We start from the raw sequence: 11,489 nt of genomic DNA, 5'->3' as shown, positions 1-11,489 counted from the left end.
ATCCCCGGTTTCCGGTGATTACACTCCGGCGAGATTACAGTTCCTTCATGATCAATTCAGTGACAGCCCCGATCGACACCGAACCATCAACCGAGATCACCTTCGGTCCCTTGGTCTGCTTGAAGTAGTTGACCGCAGCCATGGTGCCGGTGTTGGTATCATAGTAGATGTTGTGGCGCTTGTTGATCGCCTCCTCATCCTGATCATCGGCACGGGTCTTGAGGTCACCGCCGCAGACACGGCAGACCAGCTTGCCGTCTTTTTCCACCGGTTTGATCGCCTCGAAGGCGATGTGATTGGGATGATTGTTGTCGTTGACGCAGAGCCGGCGTCCCATGATGCGTTCCTTGGCGATCTGGCGATCGAGAACAATCTCGATGACGTAATCCAAGGCCAGGCCGTTCTCTTCCAGGGTCTTGGCCAGGGTGATGGCCTGATCCTTGGACCGCGGGAAGCCGTCGAGGATCCAGCCGTTCTTGCAGTCATCCTTCTGGAGACGGGCAACCATCATCGGGATGGTGATATCGTCCGGTACGAGGTCGCCGCGATCGATATATTCCTTGGCCTTCTTCCCGAGTTCCGTTCCGCCGCCGATATGCTCACGGAAGATGGCACCGGACTCGATATGCGGGATGTTATATTTTTTCTGCACAATGGCTCCCTGAGTCCCCTTGCCGCTGCCATTCGGTCCGAAGAAAAGAATATTCTTGCCCATGATCGTTCTCCTTTTTTCCATTGATGATAAAATATCTTTCGAATGCTCTCAGAGCAACACAACCGGTGATCTTCACACGGAGGGAACGACGGTCGCTGATCAGCCGTGGCATACTGCCCAGCTCCATCCCGCGGCATACGAATTCCCGGCCCCGAAGCGGCCTGATGAAGAATTCGAGCAATCGGGAAATATAGCCGATAATCCGAGGCGAGGCGAGAAAAATATCGTTCGAAGATTTTGACTTTCAACGGCAAAGCGGGTATTTTCGACGTTTACAACTGACCGACCATCGACACCGCGATGCCGTCATCCACAGCAATGCGTTGATTCCGGAACAACGGTATCCCGGAAGCATCGGCACATCTCATCTCTAGCATACAGAATCGAATGAAACAAATTCGTGTAGGTCTTATCGGCTTTGGCACCGTCGGCAGCGGTCTTGCCCAGACTCTGTTCGAACAGCAGGAGCGGCTGCGCCGGAAGGTCGGCACCGACATCATCCTCGCCCGGGTCGCCGACATCAATATCAATACGCTCCCCGACCACTTCAGCAACGTCATCCTCAGCCGGGATGCCAACGACATCTTCGCCGACCCCGCCATCGATATCGTCGTCGAACTGATCGGCGGCATCGAACCGGCCAGGACCTTCATCCTCAAGGCGATCGCCAGCGGCAAGCATGTCGTCACCGCCAACAAGGCCCTGCTCTCCATCCATGGCCGGGAGATCTTCGACGCCGCGGGGGCCAAGGGAGTGGAGGTCGGCTTCGAGGCCAGCGTCGGCGGCGGCATCCCGGTCATCAAATCGCTGAAGGAAGGGCTGGTGGCCAACCGTATCGAGGCGATCCAGGGAATCATGAACGGCACCGCCAACTATATCCTCACCCAGATGACCGATCACGGCACCCCCTTTGCCGAGGTGCTGAAAGACGCCCAGGCCAAAGGCTTCGCCGAAGCCGACCCCACCTACGACGTCGAAGGGATCGACACCGCCCACAAGCTGGCGATCCTGATGACCATCGCCTACGGCCTGCATGTCAAGCTTGATGACATCACGATCGAGGGGATCAGCAACATCCGCCCGATCGACATCGACTTCGCCCGTGAATTCGGCTATCGGATCAAGCTCCTCGCCATCAGCCGCAACCACGGCGACCATGTCGAGGCCCGGGTCCACCCGACCATGGTCCCGGTCGACCACATGCTCGCCAATATCAACGGCGCCTTCAACGCCATCCAGTTCACCGGCGACACCGTCGGCGACGTCCTGCTCTACGGTCTCGGCGCCGGCATGATGCCGACCGGCAGCGCCGTGGCGGCCGACGTCGTCGACATCGGCCGCGACATCATCGCCGGGTCGATCAACCGGGTGCCGGCCCTGTCGTATCTGCCGCAGTTCATCGGCGAACCCACCATCACCCCGATGAGCCGGCTGACCTGCCCCTACTATTTCCGGGTAACGGCCCTGGACCAGCCCGGCGTCCTCTCGACCATCTCCGGCATCTTCGGCAAATACCGGATCTCGCTCAAGTCGGTGATGCAGAAGGGCCGTCAGAACGATGAACCGGTACATATCGTCTTCCGCTCGCATCGCGCTTCCGAGGAGGCGGTCGAAAAGGCGATCGCCGAGATCGATGCCCTGGCCTGCTGCACCGTTCCGACCGTCAAGATCCGCATCCTCGTTGAAGACAAATAACCGCTCGGAGTATCGATGAAATACCTGATCCTGGTCGGCGATGGCATGGGCGACCACCCCCTCGACGAACTGGGCGGCCGGACCCCGCTCGAGGTTGCCGCGACCCCGATGATCGACGAACTCTGCCGCAATGGCGAATTCTTCCTCAACCGCACCGTTCCCGAGGGATTCCCTCCCGGCAGTGATGTCGCCAACCTGTCGCTGCTCGGCTATGCGCCGGAACGCTATTACACCGGTCGCGCCCCGCTGGAGGCCGCGGCGATGGGGATCCGTCTGGCCGATGACGAAACGGCATTCCGCTGCAACTTCGTGACCCTCGACCGGTCGGACGACGACAACGTCACCATGGTCGATTTTGCCGCCGGCCATATCTCCACCACCGAGGGACATGAACTGATCGCCGCCTTGGAGAGGGAATGCGCCGACGAGACCTTTCATTTTCATCCCGGAGTCAGTTACCGCAATCTGGTCGTCGTCAGGGGCGCGTACCCCGAACTCGCCACCGTCCCGCCCCATGACTGGATCGAAAAGGATGTCACCGCCCATTGGCAGCGCTATCTGGCCGATACCACATGGCGGAATCTGCTGCAGCGGGTGACGGCCACCCTCGCCGCCCATCCGGTCAACCGGCAGCGGATCCGGGACGGGAAGAACCCGGCCAATGCCGTCTGGCTGTGGGGCGAGGGGCGGATGCCGACGGCCCCGACGCTGCAGGATCGCTTCCAGATCCGCGGCAGCATGATCAGCGCCGTCGACCTGCTGAAGGGGCTGGGAGTCATCGCCGGGCTGGCGGTGATCAACATCCCCGGCGCGACCGGCTATCTCGACACCAACTACGAGGGCAAGGCGCAAGCGGCCATCTCCGCCCTGGCGAGCGGCGAGGATTTCGTCTTCGTCCATCTCGAGGCCCCGGACGAGGCCGGCCACCAGGGGTCGGCCATGGCCAAGATCCAGGCGATCGAGGATTTCGACCGCCGGATCGTCGGGCCGATCATCAGCGCCCTGCGAACCGCCGGCACCGATTTTCGCGTCGTTGTCACCATGGACCACTTCACCCCTATCGCCCTGCGGACACATACGTCGGACCCTGTGCCCACTCTGCTGTACGATTCCAGAGAGACCCAGCCGAAATCGGGCCGCCCTTTCACGGAAAAGGAGTGCCTGATCCACGACCAACACCAGCGAAACTCACTGTCGGGGGCTGAAATGTTCATGAACAAGCTGTTCTGCCGGTAATACTGCATTATGATTGAAGCAAAGCACAAACATATCCATCGCTGCACCTGTCGTGTGCTCTATGGCGATACCGACGCCGCCGGCATCGTTTACAACGCCAACTATCTCAGGTACTTCGAGATCGGTCGGACCGAACTGATGCGGGAATGGGTCTGCTCGTATCGCGAGATCGAACGGATGGGCATCGTCCTGCCGGTCACTGAATGCTACTCGCGCTTCAAGGCCCCTGCCTACTACGACGATCTGCTGACCATCGAGACCACGGTCAGTGAATTGAAAAAGCTGACCTGCCGCTTCAACTACCGGATCTGCCGCCACGCCCCGCAGGCCGAGCGGCCACAGCTGCTGGTCAAGGGCTACAGCGTCCATGCCTCCGTCACCCGCGACGGCAAACTGACCCCCTTGCCGGTGGATATCGTCGAAAAGCTGCAGTCAGTCCTGGCGTGAACGGAGGGGCGGATTGACGGCAAGCGGTCCCGGCATTCGATCAGGCCCAAATTAGCCATTGACATTCCAGGCTGACGAAGTATATTGATACCTCTCAACGCGGGGTGGAGCAGTCTGGTAGCTCGTCGGGCTCATAACCCGAAGGTCAGAGGTTCAAATCCTCTCCCCGCTACCAACAAATTCAAGGGGTTACAAGTTAAATGCTTGTAACCCCTTTTTTGTTTCAAAAATCTGTAACCGCATTGTAACCGTATTTGTTTGACGACCTCCGAAGCAAAAGGTCGGGCGTTTGAATCGCCTCCCGTCCACAAAATAAATTAAAGGGGTTAAGTCCTTAGAGGCTTGACCCCTTTTTTGTGCATATGAATTTTGTAAGCATTTTGTAGGCAGATTTTATCAATACCGATCAATCTCTTTTTTTCAGTGCAAAGAATTCCTTCTTCTTCGTATCCACCGAAATGACGGGTTGTTTTCGCTGTTGAAAGGCAACCGCCTGCTCATTGATGTAGGCGAACTGCTGGTCTCGATCAGGGTGATTTGCCGAGCCTTCTTTGGTCTTTCGTTTCGCTTGTAAGCTATAACCCAACTCCGCCAACAGGTCGGCAACTTTCTGCCTTCCCACCACATGACCTTGCTCAACAAGCGCAGCAGCGAGTTGTCGGGTGCTTTTACATGTCCAGCGAAGCGGGGACTCCGGGTCACCCCGTGTGACCGGGTCTACCAACAGCTCAAGATCCCGACGCAACGTGGGGTCGTACTCGTCAATTGGCTTGCGCCCGCCACCCACCGCACGAATTCGTTTCTTCTTCTCCAAACCTTTCGTTTCGCGCAACTCGACAAGGTCTTTTAGCCCTTGATGAATTGTCGTGCGTGACAGCCCTGTCGCCCGTGCAACGAGTGAGATTCCGCTACGACCCAGTACTTGGGCTTCGGCTGCAGCCCAAAGCCGACGAGTTTGTTCGTCAAAGAGAGGCGCAAGTAAATCCAGCTTTTCGCGTACCGATGTTTCTGTGTGAATATCCATCTTCACAGCATAACCGTCAATCCGTGTTTGTTCAAGTTATATGTGGACAGACACTAATTGAGCATGGTGCCGAGAGTTCGACCATAATCCTGGCATGCCTTTCTCCCCTCGTCGGAGTCGACGCCGCTCTCACGCAGGTCGAATGGGCCGAGGTTGGTCATGTCCATGGCAAAGACATGTTCCATCGTGTCAAAGATGACTCCGGGCGCCTCGCCACTGTGGGTACTTGATCCGAAGGCCCCACCAACCTTCCCCTTGAGCCCCGCTTTCTCAGCCAGGAAAAGGAACGTCTCGAAGTTCCTTGTCATGCTCTTATGATAGGTTGGGCAGCCGAAGATATACCCATCAAACCCTTCGAGGTCTTTTTCACTTTTGATATCGACGATTTTCTTCATTTCCACGACATTTCCACTCAGGCGTACCCCCTCCGCGATGTACTCCCCCATGGTTTCTGTCTTACCGGTCCTGCTGTAATACGCTACGAGTACCTTCTTCATACGATCTCCCCTTGTTGAGTGTGGGCACGATACTTTTTCGTGCGGTGACGGCTTGATTTCTCTTGATACGGGTGGACGACGTTTTGATTATAATCGATAATGATTTTCATTATGATCTATTTACCAAAAATAGCAACGAATCTCAAATGCAAAAAATTCCTGCTATTATTTTTTTTGACAATATATTGTAAAATCAAATCACTAGATTACCTAATTATACACATCATTTGTGAAATTTCATTCTGGCATCAAACACCCCCATCGCGGCCAGGTCGAGCCGCATGACAGCGAACGCATCGGCGCCAGGCACCATCCGGCTGCCGATGACGATGGAAGATCTTGATCGCCGGTGGTACATTGTCTGATGTTGAATGCGTTTCAATCAGGGGTTGGTGCATGGCGCCAGGACCAAACCGAACAGTGGCTCAGCCCAGGGAGGACTGAATGTCGAACGACGAAATATATGACGTGATCATCATCGGTGGCGGACCGGCCGGGCTTACCGCCGGCATTTATGCCAAACGCGCCGCGCTGAAGACCGTTCTCATCGAACGCGGGGTCTTCGGCGGGCAGGTGGCCATCACCAAGGGGGTAGAGAACTATCCTGGATTTATCGAGATCGGCGGATTCGAACTGTGCGAGAAATTTCTCGACCATGCCAAGGCATATGACCTCGAGATACTGCAGAGGGAAGTCGTGGCAACGGAACCGGGAGTTGAATACCATTCGGTTCGCCTGGACGACGGGACGGTTTTACAGGCCCATGCCGTCATCCTGGCGGCAGGAGGTACCGCCAAAAAGTTGAACACGCCGGGAGAACTGGAAAACTTCGGCAAAGGGGTATCCTATTGCGCGACCTGCGACGGCTTCTTTTTCCGGGGCAAGACCGTCGCTGTCGTCGGCGGCGGCGATACCGCCCTCGAAGATGCGCTGTATCTGGCAAAGATCACCGAGAAGGTCTATCTCATCCATCGCCGCGATGCCTTTCGGGGCAGCCGCATCCTGCAACAGCGGGTGTTTGCCGAGCCGCGGATTGAACTGATCCTGGATACGGTGGTCACCCGAATCAATGCCGACGCCGCCGGGGTGTGCGGCATTTCGCTGCAGAACCGGCAGACCGGAGCGGAAAGAGAAGTGGCGATCGAGGGGGTGTTCATCTTCGTCGGTTTTGCGCCGAACAACCAGCTGGTCCCCGCCGGCATCAAAATCAACACCGCCGGTTATGTCATCACCGATGAAAAATGCGAAACCAGTATCGCCGGGGTGTTTGCAGTGGGGGATCTCCGCCAGAAGTATGCCAACCAGATCGTGCTCGCCGCGGCCGACGGCTGCACTGCGGCCCTGGCGGCGGCCCATTACGTGGAAACCCGCAAAGGGGCGGCGAAGTGAATTCGATTGTCGAGCGGGACTGATCGCGACGGCAATGCCGGTCAACCGGCATTGCCCGCCGCAACGCGGGCGGGCGGGCCGGCGACAAGCGACCGCAGAGGCTGTCGGCAATCACTCATGGGTCACCCTGTAGACTTCTTCAATCGTGGTGATTCCCTGGAGCACCTTCATCGCCCCATCCTGACGCAGCGTGATCATCCCCTCGGCAACCGCCTGCTGTTTGATGAGATTGGCGTCGGCGGTGTTCAGGACCAGACTTTTCATTGACTGACTCATCAGCAGCAATTCAAAGATGCCGCAGCGCCCCCGGAAACCGGTATGGTGGCATTTGCTGCAGCCGCGCCCCCGATAGACCTTCCGCCCCGAGCCGACAATGCTGTCATCGAGGCCGAGTTTGGCCAGTTCTTCCGGCAGCGGGGTGTATTCCTCCTTGCACTGAATGCAGATCATCCGCACCAGTCGCTGAGCGAGGATGGCGTTGATCGACGATGACAGGAGGAAGGGCTCGATACCCATGTCGATCAACCGGGTAATGGCGCTGGCGGAATCATTGGTATGGAGGGTCGAAAACACCAGATGTCCGGTCAGGGCCGACTGGATGGCGATTTCCGCCGTTTCCAGATCGCGGATCTCACCGATCAGGATAACATCCGGGTCCTGCCGGACGATGGAACGTAGGCCGGAGGCAAAGGTCAGATCGATCGCCGGGTTGACCTGGACCTGACCGATGCCGCTGATCTTGTACTCGACCGGATCCTCGATGGTGATGATATTGATGTCGGTCTTGTGAATCGTGGTCAAGGCGGCATACAGGGTCGTGGTCTTGCCGGAGCCGGTCGGGCCGGTTACCAGGACAATACCGTGGGCCGCATGTATTTCTTCGGTGAACGGCTGCAGCCGGTCATCCGGCATGCCGAGTTCGGAAAGGGATATCAGCACCGACGATTTATCGAGCAGACGCATGACCACCCGTTCCCCGGCCGAGGTCGGCAGGGTCGAGACACGCACGTCGATTTCCTTGTTGCCGATCTTCAACTCGATCCTGCCGTCCTGGGGCAGCATCTTGACATCGATCTTCAGCTTGGCCAGGATCTTGATGCGCGACACCAGGGCCGACTGGACATGCTTGGGCGGACTGAGCATGTCGTAGAGGATCCCGTCGATCCGCTGCCGGATCTTGAGGCTGTTGGCATACGGTTCGATATGGATATCGGAGGCATTGCTCCGCACCGCCTGCGAGAACATGAAATTCACCAGGCGGATGACCGGTTCCTCGCTGGTATCGTCGAGCAGGTCGCCAACCTCCTCGATCGCTGAAAACAGGGCCTCGGGATCTTCGTCATGAATATCCTGCATCACCTCTTCAGCGGTATTATGACTCATGTCATAGGCGTAATTGATGCTGTTCAGAATCGACTGGGAGGGGCAGAGGACCGCCCGGGCCGCCTCCCAACCGAGTATCCGCCGTACATCATCCAGTTCCTGATAGAGGAAGGGATCATTGATGGCGATATAGGCATCATCGCCATAGGCAACCGGCACTATCTTGAATTTTTTCAGGAAACCGATGGTCAACCTGGAAGTGAAGTCGCTCTGGATCTCGGTGGGGAGCACCGGGACATATTCCATATCGAACTGGATTGCCAGGGCCTCCAGCAGATCAGCTTCATCGATCTCCTTATGCCTGATGAGGATATCGCCGATCCGGCCGCCACCGGATGCCTGGTCTTCCAGGGCGGCCTGGAGGGCGGAGGAGGAGATATATCCCCTGTCCACGAGTTGCTCTCCAAGCCTCTTGGCCTGATATGAAGCCGCCACCGGTGGTTCTTCACCGGCGACAGTTTCAGCTCGCGACTGCCCCCCGATCTCCTCGACGACAACGGTGGTGTCGATCTCACACAAAAATATGTTTTTGCATTTCGGACACTTGACATGCCTGCCGACATACAGGTCATCGACCGAACCTTTCAATCCACAGTGGGGGCATTGCATTTTCATCGCCAGACTCCCGCTCGGCCAGGCGTCCTGACACCCCTCACCGACAGGCCCCGTAAACCGCAGGCCACAGTCGATTCAGCCAAATTGTGTCGTATATTCAATTGAACAGCCATACGCTATACATATCCTTCCGTCCCTTTCTTTCAGGTGCATCGAGAGATTGAGGCCGCAATTTCACATCGCCCCGCCCGTGGTTGGATCATGTTGACGAGGCATCATCTTTCTCTGACTGCTCTTCTGCAATTTCTCAATATTGTCCTGGGCAATCCGCACCAAAGGCAGTCCTGCCTTACTGGGGTCGGTCGAGGTGGGTGCGATCGATGCCGTTCCCGTGGCAATGACCGCCTGATACATCTTGAGTGCCTCTGCCGGTTTCTTTTCCGATTCGTAGACGACGCCGAGGTTCAACAAGGCATAGGGGTTCTTCGGATCATTGTCCAGAGCCTTGACGAAAAATTCCTTCGCCACCTGATAATTGCCCTTCACCAGCTTCTCAAAGCCCATTTCGGTCAGCGCCATGCTGTGCTCGGTATTCACCACCTTTCGGCCCTTGTCATGGAGCTGCGGCACCTCTCTGCCGACCTCGCCTTCCTTCTTCAAGGTCATGCCGGACAAGTCCGCAGGGTTGCGGATGATATGCGGGGTGATGAAGATAAACATGTTGGTCATAGTGCTGTTTTTGCTCGAAGACTTGAAAAGTCGACCGAGCAGCGGGATATCACCGAGAAGCGGCACACTCGTTTCGCCGTCGGAAGAATCCTGACCGATGATGCCGCCAATGACCACCGTATCGGTATCGTTGAGGATAACGGTGGTGTCGGCCGTCCGTTTAAGGGTGGTCGGACGGAAATCACCAGCGTCACCGCCTTTCAGCTTGATCACCTCGGTCTGGATCTCAAGACGCAGGGTATCCGCCTGGTTTATATGCGGAGTGATCGTCATTTTCGTCGAGACATCCTTGTATTCATACGAGTTGAAAACCTGGTTGTCCGTGCCCTGGGTCTGTTCTTCCCTGGTGAGATAGGGAATATTTTCACCGACACTGATCTCAGCCTTTTTATTGTCGGTGGTAAGTATCTGCGGGGTCGATATGATGTCGACAGCGCTATCGTTTTTATAGGCTCGCAATATTGCAGCAATGTTGGGAAAAGTGACCCCGCCAATCTTGATTCCCTGCTTCAGGACACCGAGGGAAAAGCCGCTTGCCAGACTGGGGTCAGTACCGTCTATACCGCCGATCAAATCGAATGGTGCATCTGCATTGCCGCTGAACCCCGTCACTGCCTGTCCTGTGCCGTCGGCGAATATTCCACCGGTTATCCACTCAACCCCGACCTCAAAGGATTTAGTGGTATCTACCTCCATGATCAATGCCTCGAGGTAGACCATGCGCCGCGGGATATCGAGCTTTTTGATCACGTCCTCGATGACCTGGTACTCTTCCTTCGAGGCAGTGATGACGAGGGAATTGGTTTCGGGATCGGCGGTGATCTTGACATCCTTGGAGATCGCCGGCATCTGCACGGCTGTGGCGTCATCCTTGCCGCCGGATTTGGTGCCCTCGGGCAGGACATTGAGGACTTTGATCAGCTCCGCGGCACTGGCATTCTGGAGATAAAACACATGAATATTGCCTTCTCCCCGTTCAACCTCCGTATCGAGCATCGCAACCAGACCTTTTATTCGTTCAATATCGGTGGTGCTTGCGACCACGACCAGGGAATTGATCCTCTCGTACGGCACAACCTTGATCGATGCCGCCACTGAAGCCGCGTCTTTTCTGGCCCCACTCTGCTGGTAAATGGAGCCGATTACCTTGGCAACCGCCTCGGAGGTCGCGTGTTTCAAGGGGATGACCGCCATATCCTCCTTGAAGAACTCCACATCGATGGCCTCGATGATGGCGAGAAGCCTCTGCATGTTGGACAGTGTTTCAGTGACGATCAAGATTCCGGATTGTGTGTGGGCAACCATCACGGAGGTTTTGGAAACCAGCGGGGTCAACACTTTTTTCATTTCTTCCGGCGAGCTGTATTTCAACGGGATCAACTGGGTCACCACCCGGTCCTCCGGCGCCGCGGTGATTCCATCCAGCTGGGTCTCGATGTTCTGGGACCTGGCATCCGCCGAAGGCAATATCTTGATGATCGAACCGGCAGTGACAGTGGTGTAGCCATGAACGTCGAGAACGGATTCAAAGACACGATAGGCCTCATCTTCCGAGATCTTGGTCGGGGAAACGATTGTCACATTTCCCTGCACCGATTTATCGACAACAAAATTTTTACCTGTTAATTCACTAATATACTTTATAAACACCCGAATATCGACATTATCGAAATCAATGGTGATAAACCGCTGATGGCCACTTTCGCCCGCCGGTTGATCAATTTCGGCCGTTTCCTCAACCCCATACACCGGCGCGCTTGTCAGACCGATAAAGATGATGAAAACGAGAAGTCGCTCAATGAGTAATCGATTCATAACG

At 56.3% G+C, this 11,489-nt stretch carries 8 protein-coding genes, 1 tRNA gene and 1 pseudogene; 5 read left to right on the top strand and 5 right to left on the bottom strand.

The features are described 5' to 3' along the window. Positions 1–34 precede the first annotated feature (34 nt). On the bottom strand, positions 35–715 hold the full coding sequence (locus ACWGKN_RS03695; RefSeq protein ID WP_035232658.1) for an adenylate kinase: 681 nt from the start codon (positions 713–715) through the stop codon (positions 35–37). Between the two features lie 387 nt (positions 716–1,102). Between ACWGKN_RS03695 and ACWGKN_RS03690 the strand changes: the two genes are divergently transcribed. The 4 genes from ACWGKN_RS03690 to ACWGKN_RS03675 all read left to right on the top strand — a co-directional run bounded on the left by ACWGKN_RS03690 (position 1,103) and on the right by ACWGKN_RS03675 (position 4,268). Next, positions 1,103–2,410, top strand: a complete 1,308-nt coding sequence (locus ACWGKN_RS03690) for a homoserine dehydrogenase (protein ID WP_035232660.1) — start codon at positions 1,103–1,105, stop codon at positions 2,408–2,410. 15 nt (positions 2,411–2,425) lie between these two features. After that, complete coding sequence (locus ACWGKN_RS03685) at positions 2,426–3,646, top strand: cofactor-independent phosphoglycerate mutase (RefSeq protein ID WP_052160265.1); 1,221 nt, start codon at positions 2,426–2,428, stop codon at positions 3,644–3,646. A 9-nt stretch (positions 3,647–3,655) separates the two neighbouring features. Next, on the top strand, positions 3,656–4,093 hold the full coding sequence (locus tag ACWGKN_RS03680; RefSeq protein WP_452094704.1) for an acyl-CoA thioesterase: 438 nt from the start codon (positions 3,656–3,658) through the stop codon (positions 4,091–4,093). 98 nt (positions 4,094–4,191) lie between these two features. After that, positions 4,192–4,268 (top strand) — tRNA-Met (locus ACWGKN_RS03675). Positions 4,269–4,526: 258 nt separating this feature from the next. Here the strand turns inward: ACWGKN_RS03675 and ACWGKN_RS03670 are convergent. Together ACWGKN_RS03670 and ACWGKN_RS03665 are read right to left on the bottom strand one after the other, a co-directional pair. After that, positions 4,527–5,117: pseudogene (locus tag ACWGKN_RS03670) on the bottom strand (ISAzo13 family transposase); the annotation flags it as partial. Between the two features lie 53 nt (positions 5,118–5,170). Further along, positions 5,171–5,614: a flavodoxin domain-containing protein gene (locus tag ACWGKN_RS03665; protein WP_035231931.1), complete on the bottom strand. Its 444-nt coding sequence runs from the start codon at positions 5,612–5,614 to the stop codon at positions 5,171–5,173. A 444-nt stretch (positions 5,615–6,058) separates the two neighbouring features. Here ACWGKN_RS03665 and trxB point away from each other — a divergent pair, with 444 nt between their 5' ends. After that, positions 6,059–7,003: a thioredoxin-disulfide reductase gene (trxB, locus tag ACWGKN_RS03660; protein ID WP_424253591.1), complete on the top strand. Its 945-nt coding sequence runs from the start codon at positions 6,059–6,061 to the stop codon at positions 7,001–7,003. Positions 7,004–7,114: 111 nt separating this feature from the next. On the opposite strand, the gene gspE is transcribed toward trxB, so the two are convergent. After that, positions 7,115–9,001, bottom strand: coding sequence for a type II secretion system ATPase GspE (gene gspE / locus ACWGKN_RS03655; protein ID WP_424253589.1), 1,887 nt, complete (start codon positions 8,999–9,001; stop codon positions 7,115–7,117). 174 nt (positions 9,002–9,175) lie between these two features. Then, positions 9,176–11,485 (bottom strand): type II secretion system secretin GspD, encoded by a 2,310-nt coding sequence (gspD, locus tag ACWGKN_RS03650; protein ID WP_452094703.1) that lies wholly within the window; start codon positions 11,483–11,485, stop codon positions 9,176–9,178. Positions 11,486–11,489: the final 4 nt, after the last annotated feature.

Source organism: Desulfoprunum sp., assembly GCF_053613775.1.
Note: the sequence above shows the minus strand (reverse complement) of the source record. Positions and strands in the feature narration are given on the sequence as shown.